The following is a 26,206-nucleotide window of genomic DNA, read 5'->3' on the forward strand; positions in this document are numbered from 1 at the left end:
ACCTTACTATAATTACAACTTTCGTTACCAATTTAAATATTCGTTTTCCAGATTCAATACTTCAAGGGCTGATGTCACATCTTCCATAGATTTAATATATAACATTAATAATCTTGCCTCAGAATATGCTGTACAATAATTGACTCCGTTTTTTTCATTTAAATTTTCTCTGTTACATTGATTATTGCAGGATATACACCCTAATTTATTTAGTTCTGATCTTAAATTGCCTTTAATCTCCATTTTTTTCTCTGCTAATTTTTCTACAGTATCTATGGATAGACGAATTTCAAGACATATAGTATCCGCTGCTACATTTAGGTTGAAAACATAATCATTAGTATCTTTTGTATAAAATTGCAACATCCAATGAGGTGTATAATATTCATGAAACTTAATCTTAGTAGTTAGAGGAAAGTTACTTAACATTTTGTTTAATAGCCCAACTAATAATTCCCGATAAAATTTGTTTATAGATTTTTTATAGTGACCTTTTATAATCTTTTTATCAATCATTAAATACCACTTTGCTCCTTGTTGACTAAGTTCCCCTACAGCACCTGCTGAATATAAGAACATTATAGTTTCTGTAACATTATGTAAACTTTTAAGTGGGTCATCTACTTGAAATACATCTACTGAAGTATATATTCTAGCAAACAATTGTTGTAATTCTTTTAATCCCTTTATAACTTGTTTTGGGTGGGTATGATGTATGTGGGATTCAGATAATTCTACTGGATAATCGCAAATATTCAGTTCAAAGAATTTCAATCTATCTCCAAATGTTTGATTATGAAAAAGCATAATTAACCTCCTATATTAATTATAGTAAATCATTTATATTTACACATAATCAGTAATACTTATATTTAATTTTAGCTTACAATTATATGATTGTAAAGAAATCAACTATAATATTTCTTTATAAGTCATTTAATACATCTGTTAGTAAATCTAAATTATGACCTAGTTCTGTGAGATCTCCATATTCCTCAAAAACTTCTCTTGAAAATGTAAAAGATGTATTATATTTTGATTGATCTAGTGTTCCATCTGATCTTGAATTACGAAAGGCGAAGGTTACTTCATCTAGATTATCGATCATGGTAAACACAACTAATGCATTAATTCTTGAATTCGTTTCAAAAATTGAATCTGGGGTTACTATAGGCCATTCTCCTTTATATTCTAGATCAGGAGCTAATTCATAAAATATGGTTAAACTGTAAGGTTTTTCACTTGTTTCCATAGATATATAGTGCTGCATAAAAGTCTTTTCTGGAGGTGGTAAAAAACCTGCTATATGACTTACTTTACTACTGTCACCTACATATGGTGTTTTATATTCTGATAGACTTTCCAAATCATAAGTTAGCATATTGACTCTTACTACGAATCCATATGTAACTATTCCTTTATTATATTTTAATGTCAAAGCATAAATGTATTCGCCTTTTTCATTAGGTGATTGAATATACAAGTTACCATTTATGAAATTAGGTTCAACCATATCCATTTCCATTAATTGATTATCTTTATAGATAGATATATCTTCTATGGTAAAATCGTACTTCTTATCTTTTTTCATCTTTTGTGTACTAATAATTAGCTGTTCCTCACTAGCTGCTGATACTATATTATTAAATTCATATTCAAAATCATTTGGATCAATTGAGTCTACTTGTATATGTTCATTCCCTTTCTTCCAAGAATAACTACCTGTAATTGCTTCTTTAGTGTTTTGCCTTTCTGCGCTGATATAGATATTAGGAGGTGAATCCTCTCCTTTAATAACTCCTGTACCTAACAATAATGAAACAATTATAACAGCCACAATTAAGATGGCAGAGAGAATTATTGCAATCTTTGATTTCTTATTATACTTCATAATAGATATTAACCTTTCCTTTAGAGTCTTTTTTTCCTCACACATAGTTGCCTGTAATATTGAATTAGAGTATTTGTGCTCTGCAATAACATATATCAAGGTATCACCATATGCTTGTTTTTCTTCATTACTCAGATTTTTGATAACTGCTTCGTCACATGCTAATTCACATGCATTATTGATTTCTTTTTTCATGAAATACATGATAGGATTGAACCAATGGATAGAAGCAGCAATCATGGTTAACCATTTTACCCATATATCAAAATGTTTTAAATGTGTTGTCTCATGAAGAAGAATATTTTTAAGCTGTATTTTTGTATATTCCTCATCAGGAATTATAATGCAAGGTCTGATAATCCCTATTAGCATAGGTGTTGCAACATCTGGATTTCGAAAAAATCTTACATGACTAATCCCATCAATTAAACTACTTAACATGCTATTTTCATTATCTCCAACAAGTTTATTGGACTTCTTCAAATGTATCAAAAATGTTATATATGAATATATGTTTTTAGTAAAAACTATGATTACTCCCAATATCCATATGTTCAAGATATATTTATTGGCAATATTTATTAATCCCTTACCACCAATACCAGTATTATAAGCAATTTTTGATTTATATTTTTGAACCTCTTGTGGTACATTGGGCTTTATTGAATTCTTATCTGCTTCATTAATCTGAGTAGTATTATTAGGCGTAATAATTTCTATTTGACTTTCGCTATTATTAAATACCCTATTCATTACACTATCTTGAAAAGAAATAGGAACAATAAATCTTAATAGAATTATAATCCATATTATATACTGTATAATCTTAGATAGCTTATATTTAATTAATGGTTTTATAGTTAAAAACAATAATGCAAGAATACTACCTGATAATGAAAGGGATATTAAAAGCTTCACTATTTCATTCAATTATCATCACCTACTTTAAATAATGTACGTAATTCTTCTATATCTTCATCATCAAGTTTCTTACTCCCCAAAAGAGAAGCTATAAGATTCTTGGCACTACCTGAATACAACTTATCAATTAATTTTTGTGTACTATATTCATTATATTCTTTTTCTGTTACTAGAGGTTTATAGTAAAACACTTCTTTCTTTGTCGCTAGAACAACTTCTTTTTTACAAAGTCTCCTAAGTAATGTTTTTATTGTAGATGTATCCCAATCACTTCTTACCTCAAGTGTTTTCCTAATCTCCGCAATAGGAAGTTCAGTTCCAGCTTCCCATAAAACACGCATCACTTGAAGCTCAGAGTCAGAAATTTTCGAAACTAATTTACTCATATATAATTCCCCTTTCAGGTTACATTCGTAACCCACATGTATACAGTTTACTCTTGTAACCCCTATATGTCAAGAAAAAATAGTCCCTTGCTATTGGTATTATATCAATTTGTTATTTCTTTTTATACACAACTGCATCCATCATACACAAACATCTATCATCAAAGAAATCTGTCGTCAAAGTCATCCTTGCGGGTACTTCATCTCCAAAAACTTCATAGAACACATCACATGCTTCTCTAAGGTCTTTTATATTTTTTAGATATAAATTAATATGAACAATGTCTGTTAAGGAAGCTCCTGCTGTATTCAGTGTCTCCTTCATAGCATTAAGTGTTTGCAATGACTGATAAGCTACATCATCCTTATCAAATCCCCCTGCATGGTGTGCTAGAAAAATAAAACCTCCTGCTTCAACGCAAGAAGCGCATGTTCTATCATTACAATGTGTTGGGTATCTTGTTATCATTATTAATCCTCCTATTTTTTACTTTGGAATAATTATATATTAGTATACCCGACAACTATATGTCGTAATTATAAAATTCTATTATTTTTTTCGAATGTAACACTATCCTTTCTTTTAATTCTACAGGACTTATAACCTTAATATCTGTTCCAAGAGATAAAACAATCCCATACCACATACGTTCGTTTTCTGGTAATGTCATCTCACATAGATATGTATCTTCACCAAGTTCAACAATAGTACATTTGGGAATGTATTCTTTTAATATATACATAGCATTTTTACTACAGGATAGTTTGATATGGATATATTTCCTATTATCCTTCCTCAATAATTTATCAAATAATCCTTTCTCAGCAATATGTAGTTTATTAAAACTAATATTTGATTGTACTATCTCCTGAATCCTGTTTAGTTTAAAAATTCTATAGTCTTGTTTATCCAGACAATAAGCAGCTACATACCATGTATACCACTTGTACTTAAGCATAACTGGTTCAATGTTTCGCTTAGTAATCAATTGGTCTGCATTACAGTATTTAATTGTGACCATTTTTTTATTGACAATAGCATCTGACAGTGCTTTCATATATTTACTTATACATTGATTTTCATTTATTATACTAAAATCTATACTTATAATCTCATCATTATCAGATGACAAGGACTTTATTTTTTCTAAAGTCTTAGTTATCTGTTCGTCTTCAAGAGTAGTCTCTAGTCCTTTCAAGGCAATTATAATTGCCTCTATATCATCATTGGTCATTGGCTGTTTCATTACCCTAAAAGTATCCATAATCTGATAACCACCACTAACACCTTTTAATGATACAATAGGTATACCAGCCATATTTATTGTTTCTATGTCTCTTTGGATAGTACGTTCAGATACTTCAAATTTCACAGCTAGTTGCTTGCCTGTTACAATATTTCTATTCAAAAGATAAGTTGTAATAGCTAGTAAACGATCTATTCTCATATGAAAAATCTCCTATAATTCGTGCTTATTTTTGTACCTTTTTAGTATATCAAAAAACCTGATATTTTAACATCAGGTTTTCCCATATATATCTATCTTTCTTTTTGTAAGCACCTTATAAGTAAGTAATCACAATACTATAAATCCTACTATATATGTAAGTCTTAAATAGTCTACTAATCCAATTCTAGTGTAGGTTTTATTAAGTTTAGATTACTCATCTTCCCACATTTCTTCAAGATATTTTTCAGCTTTTACATAGTCAGCTTTTGTTATGTCTAGTGGTAAATCAAAAAGAACATTAGCTCCCTGGTATCCGTCATTAACACTTATTTCTCCTGTTTCATCATTATAGTTAAAAGCATTTACATCATAAAAAGTACTGGAAATTATACCAAGATAAAGTCCTCTGTCTGCAAATATCTCTACCCCATCACATTCAATCATTCTATACATTATTCCATCAATAACACTATCTTGATATCCCCCATTCATAGTCATTATATTAACTTGCCAAGGTTTTTGACCTTTAATTAAAGGGGAGATAAAAAATGATTGTTTACCATATTCTTCATCCTTTATGTCTGGCATTTTACTTCCATCCTCTTTTGCTATTGACACCACTGCATAAGTTCTTTCTAAATTAATATTCTGCCCACAATTTCCAAAATCACTGATGTCTTTACCTGATACTATACCAAGCAAAGTAAAATTATAGCCCCCCGAAACAACTGACTCATTTATTTCTATTGCATTTTCTTGTTCAAATGCATCTGCAAGAGTTTCATCTTTAAAATGTTCTGCTACCTGTTTAGGACTAAGTAAATGCCAAGCTGCCAATGCTGTTATTGATAATGCGAATGAAATTATTGCAACACTAAGTGCAACTGATATCCTTCTTTTTTTATTTGGTTTCATCATTTTCTTCTCCTTCATTTGATTAATAATTTTTTGATTTATTTCTTTATTTGGCTCTATTGTTGGTGAAAGGGCTTGTTTTAATAATTTATTAAATTGTTCAGGATTCTTCATATTTACTAGCCTCCAACTCCAAAATTTTTTTTAAGGTCTTTCTAGCCTTATATAGCCTACTTTTTACGGTTCCTTGGGGAATTTTCAATGCGCTAGCTATTTCTTTAATGGACATTTCTGCTGTATAAAACATATATAATGGTATTTTAAACTTATTATCTAATGTATTTGTAGCGTTCAATACCATGTTATGTAGTTCATTAGATATAACTATATCCTCGACAGTTGATTTACATATAGATATGTATTCACTAATTACTTCTTCGTTAAATTCTTGTATTGGAGCTATTCTTTGCCTCCAAGCATATTTACGACAATTGTTCTTCCATATCCCTATTGCGATAGAAATTAGAAACCCTTTTGGATTATTATTTTTATCAATTTTATGGCTTAGCTCCATTGCTTTTAGAAATGTTTCTTGATATAAGTCATCTGTATCATTCTTGTCGTTGGTCAGATTATAACAAAAACTATAAATAGCTTTACCATGTAACTCTATAAGATCGCTCAAATAAGCAATATCCAAAGCAATCTCTCTCCTTTCAGCATACCATAACCTCCTCTCTAATAGCCCTTCACTTATATATTGTCATAGTATAAAAAATGGTTCACTTTTTTGTTCAACATAATAAGGATTGTTTCATATAACAAAAAATCTTTTATGAGAACAACCCTTTAAAAGTAGTATTTCTATGTAATGATTTTAAGTTAAAAAAATAAAACTTTTCTCTTTTACAAAAAAGAAAAGTTTTATAATAATTGCAATTATCTACGTTAAGGTTAAGACCACTTAATCTTTGTTTTCAAAATTTTTATATAATCTATATATTTATCATCAGGTTTCTTATTGGTAAATAAATAATCAAAATCACCAATATCTCCAAATGAAAACGGATAAATCTGATTGAATTTTGTATCATCAACTAAAGCAAAGTTCAATCTGCTTCGACTGATAATTTTTCTCTTAATATCACATTCTGGCAAAGTTCTATTGGATAATCCATTTTCTAGTGAAACACCACTTGCGGTAATGAATGATTTATCAAAATAGAAATCGTCAATAAACCTTATGGCAGCATCACCAGTTGCTGATATTGTTTTTTTGTTTACGCTACCTGGTATCATAATAAGGTTAGCATCCAAATCAGTATCAATGACTTTTATAGCAAACAAAAGATTATTAGTAACTATAGTCAAATCATGTTTTGACTCAATAACTTCAGCAAGATGCATATGAGTTGTACCTGAGTCTACAAATATGGTATCCCCGTCTTTTATATAAGGCTGTGCTAAATCTGCAATTGATATCTTTTTTTCAGAAAGATAGTCTATTCTTGCTTTTATATTAACTAGATTATCATTAATATTTGCTGTAACATAGCCATAGTCTTTTTTTATCTTGTCATCAGCTATTAATTGATTGATGTATCTTCTAACAGTACTCTCAGAAAGCTTGAAAACTTCCATCAATTCTTGAACTTTTACTTCTTTGTTCTTAAATATATATTCTTCTACTTCAGTAATTTTCTTCGCCAAATACTCACACCCTGACCTTTAGAGATTCATGTAAAACATATTGGTATTATATCACCAAACGTTTTAACAATCAAGCTGTACGAATCTCATTAATTAGTCAGTTTATCCCCAAGCTTTATGGCATTTACCATGCTTATAGAATTAGCGATACCTTTGCCTGCTATATCAAATGCTGTCCCATGATCAACAGATGTACGTAGTACAGATAGCCCTGCTGACGTATTTACACCTGATTCGAAAGCATACATTTTAAAAGGGATGTGACCTTGATCGTGATACATAGCTACAACAATGTCAAATTCGCCTTTTATGCCTCTATAGAATACTGTATCTGGTGGAATAGGACCTACAACATTAAGATGATTCATTTCCTCAATTGCAGGGATTATGATATTCTTTTCCTGATTTCCAAACAAACCATTTTCACTTGAATGAGGATTAATTCCTGCAACAGCTATTCTAGGTTCTCTGTTCAATATTTTTTTCATATTATCGTATGCAAGTTCTATCACTTTCTTGACACGCTCTTTTGACAATGTTCTTATGGCATCTTCCAAAGATACATGAGTGGATACATGGATGATAGACAGCTTTTCATCATATAGATGCATGGCATAATCTTTAGTTCCACATTGTGTAGCAAATATTTCTGTATGGCCAGGGAAATTATGTCCAGCCATATGTAATGCTTCTTTGTTGATTGGTGCAGTTGTTACAGCTCTGGCTTTTTCGTCCTTCACATGCTGTATAGCTGAAATGATATATTCATAAGCAGCGTGTCCACACATACTACTTAATTGCCCAATCTTATATTTCTTCATTTCAATATTATCAAAATCAAGGACATTAAGTATTTCACTTGAATAAATTGCTTCTTCTACAGCATTTATTTTATTTAATTTGTATCCAGTCATTCCAATGCCATCCTTAATTAGAGATAACACCTTTATATCACCAAATACAATAACTGGTAATTTACTTACTGCTTTATCCTTAAAACAACTCAATATAATTTCTGGCCCTATACCAGCAGGGTCTCCCATTGTTAAAATAATTGGTTTAACTTTCATTATACTCACCTCAAATAATCTAATATATCGCTAAATGTTTTTCTGTTGCCGAAAGCTCCTGCCTTAGTTACTACATCTATGTCAGAATACTTCTCATGTACAAATCTTCCCACTGGTATTGCTGGAAGAACTTCATTAATTATCTTCATACCTTCAATATCTAAGTAATTAGCAATTTTTATTAATGTATCACCGCCTGTAATAAATAACCCCGATAAATTATTACTTGCTTCATTAAGTATTTTACCTGTGATTTCACCTAATCCTTGAGCAATAAACTCGCTGGTTTCATACTTATTAAGACCTTGTGTCTTTGCGTATTCACATGCTGTTTGTATATCTTTTTTATCTTTCGCAGTACGTATGACAATGTCTTTTTTATCACATATGAGCTGTAGAATGGTCTTTAGCATTATTTCTTTTTTAGTATCATCAAAAAAATCTTGTATAGAAATGTCAATTATATGGATATCATGAAGTGTATTAGCATAGTTAATCTGTTCTCTTGTAACATCACTGACACTTCCGATTATTGATAATATAGATTGACGCATCTTCAATTTAAAAGCATCTGTAATATATTCAGCAAGCCCTGCTGTCCCTACAATTAAAAAATGCAAATCAATTTTTGCAATCATTTCTGAAAGCATTTTCAAATCAAAGTCAGACTCTGCATCAAAAACTACAATTTCTGTTCCTTTATTTCTTAAATCTATAAGTCTTTTTTGGAGTTGTTCTTTAGTATAATCGCAGTCTTTTTTAATAACTTCAACTTTCCTTGAACATTGGTTTGCAATTATATCTGGAATATATGATTGCATTACAGGTGTTTTGGGGTCTTTTGCTATTTCAGTTTCATGTAAAAATTTATCATTCACTATTACATGTCCATCTATAGTTTTTCTACCATTTGATGGTAATGCAGGGATTACAACAGCAAAATCATACCCCATCCCCTTCATACATCCATCAATCTCAGCTCCAATATTACCTCTAAACGTAGAATCCAATTTTTTGTATACCAATACATTATCTAATTGTTTTATTTTGTTGGATATTTTAATTGCTTTTTTATATGCAGTTTCTTTATCATCAAATCTACTTTCTGTATCAAATACTACTACATCATTATCACTTATATTACCCATCAATTGATTAATATTGGTTGTAACAACAGTATGTAATCCTTTTTTGGCAAATTGAACTCCTGTATCATTAGAACCAGTAAAATCATCTGCAATTATAGCCAACTTCATATCTTATTCCTCCTTATCTTTTTTCCTCATTCTTTTTCTTATAAATGAGGTGAAGACAGGTGTCAACAATGCAGTAGTTATGGTTGAAGCAGCAACTTGAGCAGTTGCAATACTGGCAACAGCTGCTAATGAAGGGTCTGCAATAGCTACAGCTTCAGGTGTCCCTACAGCATTACCAGCTGTACTTGATGCAGCTGCACCAGCTATTCCACTACCTCCAGAAGCTCTGTCAGCCAGTACATTGAATATACCACCAATAACTGTTGTCATAACACCAAGTAAGATACCTGCGAATCCTGCTTTGATTATAGTTGTAAAATTAAGTCCAGCTCCTAGAGCAAAAGCAAAAAATGGAATTAAGACTGGTCCGCCTTTTGTTAGGAATTTTCTCATTTCTTGATCAAGATTACCGATAATCATACCAAGTACTATTGGAACAATAACTCCTACAAGAGTTATAAATGGTATACTTGCTATCCCAGCAGTACCAAGTGCAATCATTGTAAGAAATGGCCCGTCATTGATGGAGATAACCGAAATGGCTCCTACATCGGTTTCATCTCCAAATTCACCTACTAATGCAGCATATAATCCACCATTGGTATTTGTCATAGCTGCAATTATCGCTAATGATGATAAACCGAACAAACCATTAGCTGGTAATAACTTAGATACTAACAAACCAATTCCAACACCAATTGCAAATTTTGTAAAAGTTATTGCCGACCCTCTAATGATAGCTTTTGGTGCTGCTTTGAAGTTCAATCCGGCACCCATGCAGAATAGAAATACTCCAATCATCGGTCCAGCTCCTGTTGCAATAGCAGTTGTAAATCCCCCGATTTTTAATGAAGCTGGAAATAAAGTGTTGATTATGGCACCAATTAGTAGTGGGATTACCATCATACCACCAGGAATCTTTTCAATACTCTGTTTAATCTTCATACTATTCTCCTTTCAATATACATTCTTTTTTTGAATGTTTTATGATAATATTTTAATATAAATTGACTATATTGTCAATGCATTTTTCTAAATATCATAATAATCAGCTATATCTTTAATCAAATATAGAAATAGAGCTGTGACAAAGAATGTAATATATTCTTTGTCACAGCTCTATTTTATATGTACGTTTTGCTTAATATTAAATTAACTTAACTAAAAAACAACTGCAACAAAGTCATAATACACTGTTCTTTGTTGCAGTTTATTCTAATCATTATATTTCCATTTTAATTATTTTTTAACTTAGAGTCTAGATTTATAATCTTCATATTCAAACCCTTTTATAACTCTAATTCCATCATCATTCATTATAGATATTGAAGGTAAATTAATACCGTTGAACATATTATTTTTTACCATTGTATAATGAGCCATATCAGTAAAAATAAGCTTATCTCCAATTTCTAATGGTTGATTAAATGAATAATCTCCAATTACATCACCAGCAAGACAAGTCATGCCACCTAGTCTATAGGTATATTTTCCTTGACCCTGTAACTTCGAATCAATAATATGTGGTCTATAAGGCATTTCAATTACATCTGGCATATGGCACGCTGCTGATGTATCCAGTATCGCTATGTCCATATTGTTTTTTACGATATCCAATACACTTGATACTAAGAAACCACAATTTAGTGCTACAGCTTCACCTGGCTCTAAATATACTTCTAGGTCATAAGTATTTTTCATATGCATTATTAAACTAATCAGTTTATCCACATCATAATCATCTCTAGTAATATGATGTCCTCCACCAAAATTAATCCATTTCATTTGGTACAAATATCTACCAAATTTTTCTTCAACTACTTTTAGCGTTCGCTCTAAGGTATCAGAATTTTGTTCACACATGGTATGGAAATGTAAGCCGCTAATACCTTCTAAATCGTGTCCTTCTATATCTTCCAATTTAGTACCTAACCTTGAATTAATTGCACAGGGATTATATATCTCTGTCTCAACTTCTGAATATTCTGGATTAATACGAATGCCACACTTAATTTCCCTGTGTGATCTATCAACTTTATCTTTGAATCTATTATACTGATAGATTGAATTAAATACTATATGATCTGTTATAGATACAATTTCATCAATCTCATCATCTCTATAGGCTGGAGCATATATATGAACTTCTTTATTCATATACTCTTTTCCAAGCTTAGCTTCATATAAGGAACTAGAAGTAATTCCAGCTAGATACTTGCTTATTAAAGGAAATACCGAATACATAGAAAATCCTTTTAATGCAAGTAATATTTTAGCTCCTGTTTTTGCTTGTATTGATTGTAAAAGTTCAAGATTCTTTATAAGTAGTCGTTCATCTAACACATAAGAGGGTGTTTTTATGCTTTTTATCAATGCTTTGTCTCTATCGTTCATTCTGTCACCAAACCTTTACATTTACTATTAATCAACTAACTCAGGTTTAAAACTTTCATTCCATGGTAAACCTTGTTTGTTTAGCTGCTCCATAAATGGATCTGGGTCAAATTCTTCTACATTATAAACACCTGGTTTTTTCCATTTGCCCTCAAGTAATAATTTTGCTCCAATCATGGCTGGTACTCCTGTTGTATAGGATATAGCTTGCGAACCAACTTCCTTATAACAAGATTGATGGTCACATACATTATATACATAATAGCTAACAGGTTTTCCATCTTTGATACCTTGATAAATACAGCCAATGTTTGTTTTTCCTTTAGTACGAGGTCCAAGTGTTGCTGGGTCTGGTAAAACGGCTTTCAAAAATCGAAGGGGCTGTATCTTGACACCATCTATTTCAATAGGCTCTATACTAGTCATCCCAACATTTTTTAATACATTCAAATGAGTTATATACTTTTCTGAAAATGTCATGAAGAACCTGATTCTCTTAATACCAGGCATATGAACTGCTAATGATTCCAATTCCTCATGATATAAGAGATAAGCATCTTTTTCACCTATCTGGTCAAAATTATAGACTCTTTTTATTTCTAGAGGGTCAGTCTCAACCCAATCCCCTTTTTCCCAATACCTTCCATTAGCACTAATTTCACGAATATTGATCTCTGGATTGAAATTCGTTGCAAATGGATATCCATGGTCACCACCATTAGCATCAAGAATATCAATATAATGAATTTCGTCAAAATAATGTTTTAATGCATATGCACTAAATACACCAGTCACTCCTGGGTCAAATCCACATCCTAAAATAGCAGTTAAACCAGCTTTTTCAAACTTCTCTTTGTATGCCCACTGCCATTTATACTCAAATTTTGGGATATTTGGTGGCTCATAGTTTGCTGTATCAAGGTAATGAACTCCTGTTTCAAGACATGCATCCATAATTGTTAAATCTTGATAAGGTAATGCCACATTTATAACCATCTCTGGTTTGTATTTATTAATCAGCTTAACAATTTCATCTGTATTATCTGCATCAATCTGTGCAGTAGTAATTATTGTTTTACCACCATCAAATTTCTCTTTCAATGCATCACATTTTGATTTTGTTCTACTAGCAATCATTATTTCTTGAAATACTTCTGGATTTTGACAGCATTTTGCAACAACTACATTAGCTACTCCTCCAGCTCCAATTATTAATACTCTACTCATATAAATGCTCCTCTCTTTTTGACATGATTATTGCTACTTCTCTAAGAGTTTTTGCTGCTACAATATTAGATACACCACTTAAATCATAATGAGGCGATAGTTCTACTATATCAGCCCCAACTATATTAACATCTTTTAGACTTATAATGCCATTTATCAATTCATTAAAATCAACACCACCTGGTTCAGGAGTACCCGTACCAGGAAAAATACTTGGATCCAAAACATCCAAATCAATAGATAAGTATACAGGGTCATTACCTACAATTGATTTTACTTTTTCAATACCATCCAAATTGAATGCCTGTAATTTTGTATATTTGCGAGCAAACTGAAATTCCTCTTTTGTACCTGAGCGAATACCATATTGAAAAATATATCCATTATTAAGAGTTTCATATATTCTCCTCATAACAGTTGCATGAGATAATTTCTCACCTAGATAATCACTTCTTAGATCAGCGTGAGCATCTAGATGTACCACATGTAGATTTCTATATTTTTCTACAAAGGCTTTTACAATAGGATAAGATATTAAATGCTCGCCACCTAATGTTATTATTTTTTTATTATCTGTCAATAGACTCTTTATATTCTCATGAATACAACCCATTGTTCTTGACGTACTTCCTATGGGTATTTCTATATTACCGACATCTACATAATTATAATCTATCATATCTTCATCTTGATAGGGACTATATGTCTCTAGACCATCAATCTCAGTTCTTACTCCATCAGGACCGAACCTGGTTCCTGGTCTATTGGAACATGTCCCATCAAAAGGAACACCACATATCACAATATCTGCATCATGATATATACTATTTATACCTTCGTATTGATAGATAGATTTTTTGTCTAACATAAACATACTTAATCCTCCATACTATCTTTCGTAATACGTGTAGCCTCTAAGTCCTGCTTCAAAAGATTCCATAATACTCTTTCGTTCTTTCGCTGTAATCAGACCAGCTTTTACAGCTGTTTCTGCATTTTCCCTAAAACTAGCTCTCAAATCTTTTGTATTATATTCTACATATGATAAAACATCTTCTACTGTATCACCTTGAATCTCATTTATAAATTCATAAGAACCTTTTCCATCAAGTCTTATACTAACTACATTAGTATCTCCAAATAGATTATGCAAATCTCCTAGAGTCTCCTGATATGCTCCTACAAGAAAAGTACCAATATAATAATCCTCTGAAACTCTTAACTCATGTAGCGGCAAGGTTTTCTTAACATCATGCAGGTCAATGAATTTATTTATCTCACCATCACAATCACATGTTATATCTGCTATTACTGCATTCCTTGTAGGTTCTTCATTCAATCTATGAATCGGCATTATAGGAAATAATTGATCTATTGCCCAGCTATCTGGAATTGATTGAAAGACTGAAAAATTACAATAGTAAATATCTGCTAGTGCATCATCTAAATCAATTAATTCCGATGGTACAAACTTCAATTTATGAATTTCGTTAGAAACTCTATATATCAAATCCCAATATATCTTCTCTGATAAAGCTCTTTCCCTTAAAGAGATATTGTTATGATTGAACATATCTTTTATCAAGTCTCTATAATAAAGTGCATCATTATAGCTTTCTTGAAGGTTTTTAATACTAACATTCTTATAGACCTCAAATAAGTTCTTGATATTTTCAGGTGTTTCCTCAGGCAACTCTTCTGGAATATCGTATTGTTCAAACTTAGTTACATCTAATACATTAAATACAAGTATTGAATAATATGCTACAATGGCACGTCCTGATTCAGTTATAATAATAGGATGATTGATGCTGTCCTTATCCATAACAGACATAACTGCCTCAATTACATCAATACAATACTCATCTATATTATAATTTCGACTACTTGTAAAATTAGTGTTCGAACCATCATAATCAACAGCTAATCCACCACCTAGATCCAAGTAACCCATTGGTGCTCCTTCTTTAACTAATTCAGCATATACTCTTGCTGCTTCAAGAACTGCAACCCTTATATCTCTAATGTTAGGAATCTGTGAACCTAAATGATAGTGCATTAATTTCAGACACTCAAGCATTCCCTTTTCTTTCAGATAATCTAGTATTTCTATGACTTGTGACATATTAAGTCCAAAAATACTTCTATCGCCACCAGATTCAGTCCAATGCCCACCAGCTTTTGTTGATAATTTTATCCTAATACCTATATTTGGTTTTACACCCAATAATTTTCCTCTGTCCAGTATTAGTTCAACTTCCCCTGGCATTTCTATTACAAAAAATAGGTTATATCCCATTTTGATAGCATACAAGCCTAAATCAATAAATTCAGAGTCTTTATAACCATTACATATAATATTAGCTTCTTTGTCCTTCATCTCAGTCATCACTGCAATTAGTTCAGCCTTACTACCAACTTCAAAACCATGATGATATCTTTGACCGAACTTAGCAATCTCATGTACTACTTGCTGCTGTTGATTAACTTTAATTGGATAGACACCTCTATAAGAACCTTTATACTCCAAAGATTCAATTGCATTGTTAAAGGCATTATTCAAGGAAGATATCTGTTCATCCAGTATATTTTCGAATCTCAATAATACAGGCATATCAAATCCTCTATCTTCAACTCCTTGAATTATATCTATAAGGCTTACACCACTACTTTCTTTTGTAAAAGGATTGATGATTAATTCACCAGTTTCAGATATGGTAAAATAATCTCTTCCCCAATTATTTACTCCATATAATTCTTCTGATTTTTTTATATCCCATCTATTAAGTATTTCTTTTCTCTTCATATTACCCTTTCTCATTTCTATATTTATAATTCAAACAAAAGAGGCTACGCCTCGTTCCATGTAAGAAAAGCGACTAAAAAAATAGTACACTTTTTATTTTTACTGTATTTCCCAAAGCTGTACTATAAATATTTTTGTAGACAAAAAAAGCATCACCTCTATATATGGTGAACTCAAACATCAACAATATATAGTTCTTAAGTTCATACTGTCAAATATATTCAAGTGCTAAAATATTAGCTTAATAATGGTCATACTTTCCTTCATCGTTATTATATTTTACTATTTTTCCGATAAGACCAACTCCTTTTTACAAATACTATACTATTAATATCTATTGCTATTTTGGCTTCATTATACGTGTTTTTTTTCTATTTTGCAAGTAAAAAATTCATCATATTTGATATCCATTTTTTTGTACACTAATTTAGTTCATTAAATAATCATATCCATATTATAAAAAGCACTTTAAAATATTTTAAATACTAAAAAGTGCTTTATTGGTATTAATTTTTAGCAAGAGCTTTTACTGCTTTATACCCCTTCATATCCACATATAGTTCTCCAGCATATGGATTTCTTTTGGTTTTCACAATCTTATAAATCATGAACACAAGTACAGAAACATTGGCTACCAATGCAGCAAAACTCCATATGGTTAAAGCTGTAGTATTATATGTTGATGAAACCGCAAATCTACCTTTATCAATAAATGCAGGGAAAGTCTGTGCAAACATACACCATAATGCTAGTGTTTGAGCACGATGCTGTAACCAAGCACCTTTTCCAATGGTAAACGCACATACAGTAGGAGCTAATAGTAAAGCAAATCCACAATACCAAGCATGACCTGGCAAACAGTTGTATGTATAAGCGAAATTCCAGATATCATAAGCTACAATCCAGAACCACATCATATCCGGCCATAACATATCCTGACTTTTATCTTTCTTGGTTATTTTACGGATACATATTCCGAACCAGCCAGTGATGGTAATTATATTAATAATTCCAGCTGCTCCGTTCATATAATTCCATGCTCCCCCAACTACATACATTGCTTCATCAGCAAGAAAACCCCCATTAACGTAATTGGCACCAATTTCAATGTCACGTGCTACTGCTTCGCAAATATTGATTGCAAGTATAAGTGGTGGAAAACAAAGAGCTATCCGATTATTGTAAAGATGCCATTGTTTACCAGTCTTCTTGCTCTTTCCATGTAGATGCCTGATACACCAAAAACCAATACAACCTGCAGTAGAAGAATATACCTTAACAAGATGAAACCAGTCTGTATATGTAGTATCTCTTAATACCGTAAACCAAAGAACAGAAAGTACAATAGGCAAAATGACAAAGGCTGTAAACCCACTTGTTTTAGACCTCCTTGTTACCTCGTTCAAAGCAAATAATACAGCAAATACTAGTATCCAGACAAGCCAAACAGAAATTACGGACGCACCGCCTTCAAAATTAAATGTAAACATTTTAACGCTTCTCCTTATATCAATCTCTACGTTTATTATTAAGTAGTAAACGCAGGCTATAAAATGTCATGCGTCTCTTGGTTATACCATTATAGAACGTATGGCCTTTGTTAAAATTATAACATTGATATATTTTGTCGTCAATAATTTCGGTTTTTGTAGTATATTTTCTCTATAAGTTACATATTTTGATATTATTTTTTGGTTATTATTTAATTACTCAACTTTTCCACTTTAATTAGCTTATCTGCATAGAATATTGAAGTAAGAAAGTTGAGTTAATTATTACTTTTTATCTGCATTATTTAAAGCATCCTTAACACCATCTATAATTCCCTTTGATGAGAACGATGCTCCGCTTACAGCATCAACTTCAGTACTTTGTTTATCAATAATTGTATCTGGTATAATACCATATGCTCTATTAAACCACTTTCTATCATCATTTTGTTCTGTAACTTCCACCGCGATAATCTGTTCATTCTTTACTGTTATCTGAACTATTATGATATCTTTAAAACCATCACCTTTACCTGTATAGACACCATCCGCTATACCTGCAGCATCTCCTATGTTTTTAGTATCTTCTTCAGTTATAACTTCTGACTCATCAGAATTAGAAGGTACTGTTTCAGTCTCTATCTGTTGATTTGTTGCAGTCTCTTGAGATTTAGGTTCAATGAAAACACTATGTACAATAAAAGCTATAATCAATATTGATACTGTTGCAGTAAGAGTACCAAAATATTTCTTCTTCTCATTTTTGGTTATAACCATTTTTCCATAACTTAGAGCACCTTCTGCAGGGCAATTTGTTATACACTTGAAACAGTTGATACACTGAGGTGATCTTAAGTTCCCGCATTTTGATACCTCTATATTCATAGGACATATATTATCACATTTCTTACAGATTACACATATAGATTCATTCCTCTTGATTGTTAAAGGTCTAAAGATGCTAAATAAACCATACCTAGCACCTTGGTAACAGAAGTAATTACAAAATGGTCTTTCATAGAATAAACTTACAATTGAAAAGAAGCTTATAACTATAATTGCACCAATGGTTATCATATTAAATGATAACAACCTTAAAAAGTTAGCCCTAGGGTCAAATGCCATTATATTAAATATTGAATCCGATGCAATTATTAATACAAGTCCAAGAATTATGTATCTAATAAATACTAAAATCTTATGTATGAGCATTGGCATTTTTCTTTTTTTAATACCTAATAAACTTCCTATCTTACCGAATATCTCCTGTATAAATCCAAAAGGACAAATCCAACCACAGTAGAATACTCCTGATAAAAGAGCTAAACCTAAAAATACTAAGGTAGCCACTTCTGAGTTAACTAAAAATGAAGTAATTGTCAAAACTAAACATAGAATTTGAATGCTTAAGCGATATTTCTGAATTTTTTCCTTCATAATAATCTTTCCTTCATGTTTTATTTGTAATTATAGTTCACAAAATTTCTTTTTAATGTAATTATATGCTTAATAACCATTTTAATCTACCACAAAATTATGTTAAGAATATGTTAAACTTGTGGTATATTTATCAAAAATGATAAACCTTAACTATACTAAAGGCACCCAAATATTTAGGTGCCTTCATACATTTTCATTTAATTACCCATTAGTATTAATATTACTTACTTTTCCTCTAACAAAATCTGATACAACAGTTGTAAGAGGTACTGGTTTCACCTCAAACAAACCGTCATTATCTATTGTAATTAGAGTTCCACCTCTCTGTGTATATCTTTTTCTAATGTTTTTATATGCCAAAAAGTCAATTGACATTCCATATGTCATCATAACACCCTGATACGTCAGTGAAAGTGTATTAAGATGGTCATGACCACAAAAAATACCTTTGATTATACCATTATCTACTGCTTTTTCAAAAAAACTATAATTATTCTTTGATATACCAAAATAATCGTTGCTTTCACCTATACTACCAAAATTATACTCAACACTTTTATCCCCTAGCTTCATTTTTTCATAAGCATCTTTGAATTCAGGTAATGGCATATGAAAAAATGCTAAAGCCTTTAGGTTTTCATTTTGTTTTTTAAGTCTGGATAATTCGTCCATACACCATTCTGTCTGCTCCTTATGTATACAGTCAAATCCACTGAAGAACCATCCTTCCCCATACATATTTGAGTCCAATATTACAAGAGCCATAAGCACTTTCTCTCTTTTATCTATGAGTTTTATTATGTAATTACCTTCACCAGTAAGTTCTTTTTTCCCTTTAGCAAAAACACTGTATCTACCATTTATGATGATATCTGAAATCTGATTTTTATTTCCTTTTGAACCCATTTCAATATCATGATTACCAAATAAAAAGGCATAAGGAATCTCAAATGAATCCATGAATCCAACTAATCTTCTAGCTTGTTTAATATTATTTCTAGTACCAGATTTGAATATAAAAGGGAAAATACTATCTCCTGTAAGTATTATCAAGTCTGGTTTTGATCTTTCCACCAACTTAGTCACTGCATCCATACCTAATTTATCTTGTTTTCTAGACAATATTCCAAAACCAAAATGTAAGTCAGTCAATTGCAATATTTTATATGGTCCATCACCAATATTTATAGCAAAATGGTCATCTTTATCTTTGTAGAAATTAGGATTATTATACATTGTCATCCCTCCTCTTCATTAAGTTAAAGGTATCATGGCACCAACTGCACAGATTATAGTTGATATCACCATGATAACTTGAAATACCAATTTTCCGAATCTACCGCAGATTGGACTAGCACCAGCTTTTTTCCTAGACCTATTATAAGTAAATACAAGCATGACAGCTACAAGTACCACTACGCCTGACATTATCCTTGTTAAGATAATAAAACTATTTACACCAAATATGGCAAAGAGTAATGATGGTATTGTAGCAAATAACCAACAAACTTTATTATTTATTCCTATCTGTTCATGGACTACATCACGAAGACTTAAAGTATTTGACCAAAACGTTGTTAAAAGGGCAAATAATGAAAACAAGCCTGCTAGTACAGCTGCCCAACGTCCAATATTTTCACCTAGTTGTAGATACGCTAATTCTTTATCTAGTGAACCATTTACACCCAACAAAACAGTAATAGTCACAATTAAAACAAAAATAGATGATATAGCAAAACCTAAAAATATTGAAGTCCTGATTTTTTTAACATTTCCTTTCAATCCTTTTACAGATTGAATTACCGCTTGGTTTGCAGAGGTTGCAAAAACAACCATGCTATATAATCCTAGAAGATTATTGATATGTACTTTGGATGATCCAATAGCATTCATAGGTTTCACAAATGTCCCAATACTTATAGCAATCACTATTACTATCAATAAGGATACCGTATACTTCTGAGCAATACCTACAGCCTTCATTCCCATAAATACTACTATGCCTGCTAGAATATAATATATGAGCTGAGCTAATGAAAATGGTATGTCAAGCCAGCTCCAGATTATCATAGCACCACCATTAATGTTACCACTTACACCAACAACTATAGCTAATCCATAGATTGTAAACATAATCCAACTAAATATTTTTTTTGCTTTACCTCTGAACAATTCTCCTTCAAAACTCTTAACTAGCTGAACACCACCATTATTATAGGATAATTCCGCAATAATCAAATGTAAGACAACGTTTATGAAATATGCCAATATCACCATTAATATAACGTCTCTCAAATTGTTTTTAGTTGCTAAAAAAGGTACTGCGATAATTCCTGTACCAATACTGTGTCCAACAATCATACTTGTTGCTTCAAACACAGTAAAATCAGCTTCACTTTGTATTTTCATCTTTTATCCTCCCAAACATTATTACTACACCAATTTATTTATATAATATCTCTGTGTTATAAAATGGTTTATAATAACATAATGCAAATAAATCATACTCATTTGATTATATCATATACAAACAGCTTATACTATTTCAAAATCATTAATACTTACTGCTTATAATATGTTGATATTGATTTTGAACATAATGAAACCACCTATTCAGTTTTATATTCTTCCCTTAAAGCAGGCAGTTAGAATAATAAAAATGTCTACTTCAAGAGTGATATATTCTTATAGGTGGTATATTATAATTCTATATTTATTTTATAATTATCAATCTAATTTATATCTGCTGATACACTCTTATACATTTTCTGCTACAACTTTTTTATATGTTTCAGTATCTGCATATATCTCATCCTTCAATGGATTAAGTCTGTTTTTACGTATCTTATTGAATTGATAGATTACAAGTGCAGCATTTGTGATTAGAGCCAACAAGCTTAATACAAAAAACGCAGTTGGATTGTGTGTAGTGGATACTGGGGCTATACGGTCAGCAAATGAAGGTACAGTCATAACAAACATAATCCATAAAGCAAGTGTCTGAGCACGATGTTGAAGCCAAGCTCCTCTTTTAATGAAGAAAGCAGGAACTGTACAAGATATTAGTAATGCTAAACCACAGTAAAATGAATGATCTGCAATACAGTTATATGTATAAGCGAAATTCCATATATCATAAGCTATGATCCAAGCCCATATCATATCAGGCCAAATCATATCCTTTGTTTTATCTTTTGATATGAAAATACCAACCCAACCACATATGGCAATAACATTAAGAATACCTGCTATTCCATTCATGATATTCCATGGTCCAGACATCACCCATAGATTGTTTATGTATTCTCCATTCCATGCTCCATATGTAAAACATTGAAAATCTCTAAAAGCTGCTTCAAATATATTAAGTCCCAAGATAAGCGGCGGGAAGCATAACACCCATTTCTTCTTTGCCAGTGATGGAATATAACGAATAGCCATAAAACCAAGACACCCTGCAAGAGCAGAATATGTTTTTACCCAATTAAACCAATTACCAGTACCATATTCATTTCCTGGAGCTGCAGTTGTTGGCCAAACGGAGATAGTTAATACTATAGGAACAACTAAAAATAATACTATTCCACCCCATTTTGTAGAACGACCAAGTTCATTGAATGCCATTAACGCAAAGACAACAAAAAGCCAAATTGCCCATCCTGAAAAACTTGTTGCTTCATAAAAAATACCCATATTACCTTGCCTCCTAAAATTATTGATTATAACATTGATATAATTTTAACACATTTGTTCGTAGGCAACTATAAATTGTTACATAAAATATTGTAAATTTAGTTTTTTTATTGTCTACAGACATAATTATATGTCACAAACATAATAATTTTACTTTATACTTTTATATATGTCAAATAATTTTAGATATTTTATTTTCTATGCTTGTTAACATTTATTTAACTTTACTTCTTGCTGCTGAACTTTACTAAATAAAATTAACACAAAACTCTATCTAGAATTTAATACTTTAATGAGCTTAATGCTATTTTCAATCATTGATGATGGTTTAACCTATAATGTTAACATCTTTAATTCTATGCCCTAAATTATATTAGTCTTTAATATCCCAATTACTTTTCCATTAATGAATAAGTTCTCATCAACTATTATAGATTCATAATTTTTATTTACCGGCATAAGTAATATTACTTTTTTATATAATCTAGTTATTCTTACTCTCTAAATAGTCATATATATCTTTATTTTGGTGGCATTACACATCTAAATGTCTTATAATATATTCAAATAACCAAAATAAATTATTATTATATCAAACGTTTAACTTTTTATTATTTTATGCTATTATATAATTATATTTATCAATTAGGAGGTGAAATGTGAAACAATTAAAAATATTGTATTTTAATTTCAATGGTCGTCTCAATCGTCTAAGATATTTTTTGTATGACATACCCTTATCTATAATAATGGTCATAGCTTATTTTATAGCAATGAATAAAATTATTATTGATACTTCACTAACCAGTACATATATCTATATAGGTATTTATTATATGATACTTATAATATGTTCTATTTCAAAATTAACACTCACTGTGAGGCGTTTACATGACCTGAATAAAACTGGATGGTTAGCACTAATTCAATTGCTCTATCTCATTCCATTCATAAGAATTGTCTCTGGAATTTTTGTATTGTATCTTCTATTTGCACCTGGTACTGATGGAGAAAACAAATATGGTGATAACCCGTTGAATTATGATTATTACCTTACAATGAAAGCATAGAATAAATATTCTATGCTTCTATAATATTTGAATCTATATTATCCATTTCATATTCCATCCTGGCTTGCAGAAACTATTCTTGATAGCCATAGGGCACATTTTACGAAATATGTTAAAAAATAAAAAAGACTGTATATGTTTTTATATATAACATATCCAATCTATATTAAAAAACTAACATCTTTAAGGTATTTCTATTGTAGTACTATCCGTTTCCATTATCTTAGTTCCATCTTTTTCATCTGAGCCAACTGCAACAGTAATATTAAATTTTTCTGATTGTTGTATCACATCCTTATCAGCAATTAAATCAATCACGACTGTTCCAGTACCCCCTCCAGTTGGTATATGACTTCGGTCTCTTCCTACCTCTACAAATTTATCCCATTCATATCTCTCAGTATCACCAGTACTAAATGTAGCTATGTAGTCTGCAGGCTTTGCTGTATCTTGATTTTCTGGATAACTGCTATTTATACTTTCTATATTCCATTTCTTAGGGATATAGAATACTACACCACCCCAGTCATCTGGATCTACCTCTATATGAGCTACAATCTGTATGCCTTCTGGAATTCCTTCACTTCCTTTTATAAATACTGTTCCATTTGCTGATGTATTCAAATCTGTTGAATCAGAATTCACACTGAATTCTTTTGTTTGAATTATATTATCGTTGACTACTATCTTATCAGATGCTTTATTACTTTTTCCACAGCTGGAAAATAAAATAGCCATTGTAATGATTACCATAGGAACCAATATATGTGTGCTTTTTGATTTCATATTACCTCCCCATTATTAATATGATTACTATTAAAAAATGTAGTATATAAACTCCAATTGTTTATATACTACATATTTTACCATTTCTAATCCTACTTTTCAATAAACACATCTTAACATATGCCATAACATTCAAAAGGAACTTATCCTGCTACTCATTCCTTATAATAAATAATATTATTATCTTCATCATATGTCACAGCAATGTTTTTTTCGTTGCATATATATAATATTTCATCCAACATTGACTGATATTTCTTATCCATATCAATATTAAATTCATTAATTTCATCTTTATCACTAATTTTAACTATAAAATTTTTACTATGCTCAACTATAAAACTCAATGCTTGATCCTTTAGTTTAGAATATTCTTCCGATAATTCCAGCATCATTAATTTTGTAAAAGCATCCTGATATAATTCAACTACATCTATACCATCATCCAATGGTTTTATTTCTGTAAAATACTCATTTGTAATATCAAGAATCAATCCAATATCTCTAATCGTCGTATTATTACTATCTATAAATGTTTGAGTGTTTTGATTATCTACGGTGATATAATTCTCGATACAATAATCATCATTTATGGAATCTCTTCTTAATGAGAATAATAAAGTATCCTTATGGATTAATAATTCAAATATAACATAGCCTACGAAAATAATTATTATTATTATAAAAACGGGTTTTCTAGTTTTCATTATAGTAGTCTTTCTCCTTCTCTAATCATGATATTATTAAGGTTTATATAGCAACTAAATAAATAGTAAAATACTTTATAGCATCCTGATAGTAAGATAATATCCTACAATCAAGATGCTATTTTATTATATCAATATATCAATCTACTAAAATTAATATGAGTAAAGATATCCTGGTTGTCCTCCATACCAGTTACCACTTTTACCTGTTGGATTTTCAATATCTAAATATTTAAAGCATTTTTCAGAATCAATCCATTCAACTTCAGTAGTATATTTTGAATAACATTTTGTAACTATTTTATTTGCAGTTACAAAATCTACTTTCATTAAATCTGATGCATCCATACTCAATAGTACATCCTTCATTGCATCTCTATCCAATGCATTTAAGATATCCCATCCCATACTTACAGCGAAACTTATAACAGCTGCAGGTATTGTAGCTTCGATTTTTAATTTGCTACATATTAAGGCTGATGCTGCAGCAGTTCCAGCTGCGTTTTTTACGCTAACAAAAAAATTATAATCACTACCTAAAGCATATATAGTGGCAGCTGCAGTATATGGTAAAAAGTCAACTTCCAAAGTATATACTCCTGATAAGATTTCTCCTAATGAAAGAGGTGATCCATCTTTAGTAGTATCTCTAACCCAAGCAAGACCTTTTGAACCAGTATAATTACAATTGTTTATAGCTGATTTTGTTGTATAAACTCTTTCATAACTAGAATCAAATGATCTCATACTATTGAATCTTTGGATTCCCGACAACAGTGCAGCAGCTTCAACAGCAGTCATTTTATCTTCATATGTAAATTCACTTGGATCAACACTATATACCTCTTTAAAATATTGATTTAATTCATCTTCTGATAGACCTTCAACTTGCTCTACTGTAAGATTTAAATTTGCATCCACATTTGCATAAATTTCATTAAGATCAATTGGAGCTTTTGCATACGAAATTGCGCTAGTATTTAAGATAATAATTGCCATTAAAAATACAGTTAATATTTTTTTCATTATTACTACTCTCCTCGTATAATAAGT

Annotated in this window: 24 protein-coding genes; 1 reads left to right on the plus strand and 23 read right to left on the minus strand. The window is 30.8% G+C overall.

Annotation, left to right across the window (positions count from 1 at the left end):
* Nucleotides 1-24: 24 nt before the first annotated feature.
* The 20 genes from AACQ14_RS04890 to AACQ14_RS04985 form a co-directional block, all read right to left on the minus strand.
* Nucleotides 25-807 (minus strand): hypothetical protein, encoded by a 783-nt coding sequence (locus AACQ14_RS04890; RefSeq protein WP_339362458.1) that lies wholly within the window; start codon nt 805-807, stop codon nt 25-27.
* 118 nt (nt 808-925) lie between these two features.
* Nucleotides 926-2,821, minus strand: coding sequence for a M56 family metallopeptidase (locus tag AACQ14_RS04895; protein ID WP_339362459.1), 1,896 nt, complete (start codon nt 2,819-2,821; stop codon nt 926-928).
* Nucleotides 2,818-3,198, minus strand: coding sequence for a BlaI/MecI/CopY family transcriptional regulator (locus AACQ14_RS04900; protein WP_339362460.1), 381 nt, complete (start codon nt 3,196-3,198; stop codon nt 2,818-2,820). The genes AACQ14_RS04895 and AACQ14_RS04900 overlap by 4 nt, the downstream gene beginning before the upstream one ends.
* 112 nt (nt 3,199-3,310) lie before the next feature.
* Nucleotides 3,311-3,667 carry a RidA family protein gene (locus AACQ14_RS04905; RefSeq protein ID WP_339362461.1) on the minus strand — a complete coding sequence of 119 codons (357 nt, stop codon included), beginning with the start codon at nt 3,665-3,667 and terminating at the stop codon, nt 3,311-3,313.
* Between the two features lie 55 nt (nt 3,668-3,722).
* Nucleotides 3,723-4,646 (minus strand): helix-turn-helix transcriptional regulator, encoded by a 924-nt coding sequence (locus tag AACQ14_RS04910; protein WP_339362462.1) that lies wholly within the window; start codon nt 4,644-4,646, stop codon nt 3,723-3,725.
* 213 nt (nt 4,647-4,859) lie between these two features.
* Complete coding sequence (locus AACQ14_RS04915; protein WP_339362463.1) at nt 4,860-5,678, minus strand: hypothetical protein; 819 nt, start codon at nt 5,676-5,678, stop codon at nt 4,860-4,862.
* A complete protein-coding gene (locus AACQ14_RS04920; protein ID WP_339362464.1) occupies nt 5,665-6,204 on the minus strand; it encodes an RNA polymerase sigma factor in 540 nt (179 codons plus the stop codon). The genes AACQ14_RS04915 and AACQ14_RS04920 overlap by 14 nt, the downstream gene beginning before the upstream one ends.
* A 254-nt stretch (nt 6,205-6,458) precedes the next feature.
* On the minus strand, nt 6,459-7,214 hold the full coding sequence (locus AACQ14_RS04925; protein WP_339362465.1) for a DeoR/GlpR family DNA-binding transcription regulator: 756 nt from the start codon (nt 7,212-7,214) through the stop codon (nt 6,459-6,461).
* Nucleotides 7,215-7,303: 89 nt separating this feature from the next.
* Nucleotides 7,304-8,284: a 4-hydroxythreonine-4-phosphate dehydrogenase PdxA gene (gene pdxA, locus AACQ14_RS04930; RefSeq protein WP_339362466.1), complete on the minus strand. Its 981-nt coding sequence runs from the start codon at nt 8,282-8,284 to the stop codon at nt 7,304-7,306.
* Nucleotides 8,285-8,289: 5 nt separating this feature from the next.
* The gene (locus tag AACQ14_RS04935; protein WP_339362467.1) at nt 8,290-9,540 is read right to left on the minus strand and encodes a four-carbon acid sugar kinase family protein; all 1,251 of its coding nucleotides are present in this window, start codon (nt 9,538-9,540) and stop codon (nt 8,290-8,292) included.
* Nucleotides 9,541-9,543: 3 nt separating this feature from the next.
* The gene (locus AACQ14_RS04940) at nt 9,544-10,485 is read right to left on the minus strand and encodes a 2-keto-3-deoxygluconate permease (protein WP_339362468.1); all 942 of its coding nucleotides are present in this window, start codon (nt 10,483-10,485) and stop codon (nt 9,544-9,546) included.
* A 306-nt stretch (nt 10,486-10,791) separates the two neighbouring features.
* Nucleotides 10,792-11,934, minus strand: a complete 1,143-nt coding sequence (gene nspC / locus AACQ14_RS04945; RefSeq protein WP_339362469.1) for a carboxynorspermidine decarboxylase — start codon at nt 11,932-11,934, stop codon at nt 10,792-10,794.
* Between the two features lie 27 nt (nt 11,935-11,961).
* On the minus strand, nt 11,962-13,161 hold the full coding sequence (locus tag AACQ14_RS04950; protein ID WP_339362470.1) for a saccharopine dehydrogenase family protein: 1,200 nt from the start codon (nt 13,159-13,161) through the stop codon (nt 11,962-11,964).
* A complete protein-coding gene (speB, locus tag AACQ14_RS04955) occupies nt 13,154-14,035 on the minus strand; it encodes an agmatinase (RefSeq protein WP_339362471.1) in 882 nt (293 codons plus the stop codon). Before speB ends, AACQ14_RS04950 begins: the two co-directional genes overlap by 8 nt.
* A 15-nt stretch (nt 14,036-14,050) precedes the next feature.
* Nucleotides 14,051-15,967 (minus strand): biosynthetic arginine decarboxylase, encoded by a 1,917-nt coding sequence (gene speA, locus AACQ14_RS04960; protein ID WP_339362472.1) that lies wholly within the window; start codon nt 15,965-15,967, stop codon nt 14,051-14,053.
* Between the two features lie 506 nt (nt 15,968-16,473).
* Nucleotides 16,474-17,457, minus strand: a complete 984-nt coding sequence (locus AACQ14_RS04965; protein ID WP_339362473.1) for a DUF5692 family protein — start codon at nt 17,455-17,457, stop codon at nt 16,474-16,476.
* A 285-nt stretch (nt 17,458-17,742) separates the two neighbouring features.
* Nucleotides 17,743-18,894, minus strand: coding sequence for a 4Fe-4S binding protein (locus AACQ14_RS04970; protein WP_339362474.1), 1,152 nt, complete (start codon nt 18,892-18,894; stop codon nt 17,743-17,745).
* A gap of 204 nt (nt 18,895-19,098) precedes the next feature.
* Entirely contained in the window at nt 19,099-20,133 is a 1,035-nt protein-coding gene (locus AACQ14_RS04975) for a metallophosphoesterase (RefSeq protein WP_339362475.1), read from the minus strand.
* Nucleotides 20,134-20,151: 18 nt separating this feature from the next.
* Nucleotides 20,152-21,306 (minus strand): SLC5/6 family protein, encoded by a 1,155-nt coding sequence (locus AACQ14_RS04980; RefSeq protein ID WP_339362476.1) that lies wholly within the window; start codon nt 21,304-21,306, stop codon nt 20,152-20,154.
* Nucleotides 21,307-21,654: 348 nt separating this feature from the next.
* Nucleotides 21,655-22,590 carry a DUF5692 family protein gene (locus tag AACQ14_RS04985; protein WP_339362477.1) on the minus strand — a complete coding sequence of 312 codons (936 nt, stop codon included), beginning with the start codon at nt 22,588-22,590 and terminating at the stop codon, nt 21,655-21,657.
* Nucleotides 22,591-23,249: 659 nt separating this feature from the next.
* On the opposite strand from AACQ14_RS04985, the gene AACQ14_RS04990 reads away from it, so the two are divergent.
* Nucleotides 23,250-23,660, plus strand: a complete 411-nt coding sequence (locus tag AACQ14_RS04990) for a DUF805 domain-containing protein (protein ID WP_339362478.1) — start codon at nt 23,250-23,252, stop codon at nt 23,658-23,660.
* Nucleotides 23,661-23,843: 183 nt separating this feature from the next.
* Here the strand turns inward: AACQ14_RS04990 and AACQ14_RS04995 are convergent, their stop codons facing one another.
* From AACQ14_RS04995 to AACQ14_RS05005, 3 genes are all read right to left on the minus strand, one after another.
* Nucleotides 23,844-24,446: a hypothetical protein gene (locus AACQ14_RS04995; RefSeq protein ID WP_339362479.1), complete on the minus strand. Its 603-nt coding sequence runs from the start codon at nt 24,444-24,446 to the stop codon at nt 23,844-23,846.
* A gap of 155 nt (nt 24,447-24,601) precedes the next feature.
* Nucleotides 24,602-25,153: a hypothetical protein gene (locus AACQ14_RS05000; RefSeq protein WP_339362480.1), complete on the minus strand. Its 552-nt coding sequence runs from the start codon at nt 25,151-25,153 to the stop codon at nt 24,602-24,604.
* Between the two features lie 153 nt (nt 25,154-25,306).
* Nucleotides 25,307-26,179 (minus strand): hypothetical protein, encoded by an 873-nt coding sequence (locus tag AACQ14_RS05005; RefSeq protein WP_339362481.1) that lies wholly within the window; start codon nt 26,177-26,179, stop codon nt 25,307-25,309.
* Between the last annotated feature and the right edge of the window lie 27 nt (nt 26,180-26,206).

This window comes from Vallitalea maricola (genome assembly GCF_036985595.1).
Classification (GTDB): domain Bacteria; phylum Bacillota; class Clostridia; order Lachnospirales; family Vallitaleaceae; genus Vallitalea; species Vallitalea maricola.

What these genes read in the sequence shown, in the direction of transcription:
- AACQ14_RS04890 (WP_339362458.1), bottom strand. Translation starts at nt 807, where the DNA reads ATGCTTTTTCATAATCAAACATTTGGAGATAGATTGAAATTCTTTGAA.
- AACQ14_RS04900 (WP_339362460.1), bottom strand. Translation starts at nt 3,198, where the DNA reads ATGAGTAAATTAGTTTCGAAAATTTCTGACTCTGAGCTTCAAGTGATG.
- AACQ14_RS04905 (WP_339362461.1), bottom strand. Translation starts at nt 3,667, where the DNA reads ATGATAACAAGATACCCAACACATTGTAATGATAGAACATGCGCTTCT.
- AACQ14_RS04910 (WP_339362462.1), bottom strand. Translation starts at nt 4,646, where the DNA reads ATGAGAATAGATCGTTTACTAGCTATTACAACTTATCTTTTGAATAGA.
- AACQ14_RS04915 (WP_339362463.1), bottom strand. Translation starts at nt 5,678, where the DNA reads ATGAAGAATCCTGAACAATTTAATAAATTATTAAAACAAGCCCTTTCA.
- pdxA (WP_339362466.1), bottom strand. Translation starts at nt 8,284, where the DNA reads ATGAAAGTTAAACCAATTATTTTAACAATGGGAGACCCTGCTGGTATA.
- AACQ14_RS04935 (WP_339362467.1), bottom strand. Translation starts at nt 9,540, where the DNA reads ATGAAGTTGGCTATAATTGCAGATGATTTTACTGGTTCTAATGATACA.
- AACQ14_RS04940 (WP_339362468.1), bottom strand. Translation starts at nt 10,485, where the DNA reads ATGAAGATTAAACAGAGTATTGAAAAGATTCCTGGTGGTATGATGGTA.
- nspC (WP_339362469.1), bottom strand. Translation starts at nt 11,934, where the DNA reads ATGAACGATAGAGACAAAGCATTGATAAAAAGCATAAAAACACCCTCT.
- AACQ14_RS04950 (WP_339362470.1), bottom strand. Translation starts at nt 13,161, where the DNA reads ATGAGTAGAGTATTAATAATTGGAGCTGGAGGAGTAGCTAATGTAGTT.
- speB (WP_339362471.1), bottom strand. Translation starts at nt 14,035, where the DNA reads ATGTTTATGTTAGACAAAAAATCTATCTATCAATACGAAGGTATAAAT.
- speA (WP_339362472.1), bottom strand. Translation starts at nt 15,967, where the DNA reads ATGAAGAGAAAAGAAATACTTAATAGATGGGATATAAAAAAATCAGAA.
- AACQ14_RS04965 (WP_339362473.1), bottom strand. Translation starts at nt 17,457, where the DNA reads ATGTTTACATTTAATTTTGAAGGCGGTGCGTCCGTAATTTCTGTTTGG.
- AACQ14_RS04970 (WP_339362474.1), bottom strand. Translation starts at nt 18,894, where the DNA reads ATGAAGGAAAAAATTCAGAAATATCGCTTAAGCATTCAAATTCTATGT.
- AACQ14_RS04975 (WP_339362475.1), bottom strand. Translation starts at nt 20,133, where the DNA reads ATGTATAATAATCCTAATTTCTACAAAGATAAAGATGACCATTTTGCT.
- AACQ14_RS04980 (WP_339362476.1), bottom strand. Translation starts at nt 21,306, where the DNA reads ATGAAAATACAAAGTGAAGCTGATTTTACTGTGTTTGAAGCAACAAGT.
- AACQ14_RS04985 (WP_339362477.1), bottom strand. Translation starts at nt 22,590, where the DNA reads ATGGGTATTTTTTATGAAGCAACAAGTTTTTCAGGATGGGCAATTTGG.
- AACQ14_RS04995 (WP_339362479.1), bottom strand. Translation starts at nt 24,446, where the DNA reads ATGAAATCAAAAAGCACACATATATTGGTTCCTATGGTAATCATTACA.
- AACQ14_RS05000 (WP_339362480.1), bottom strand. Translation starts at nt 25,153, where the DNA reads ATGAAAACTAGAAAACCCGTTTTTATAATAATAATAATTATTTTCGTA.
- AACQ14_RS05005 (WP_339362481.1), bottom strand. Translation starts at nt 26,179, where the DNA reads ATGAAAAAAATATTAACTGTATTTTTAATGGCAATTATTATCTTAAAT.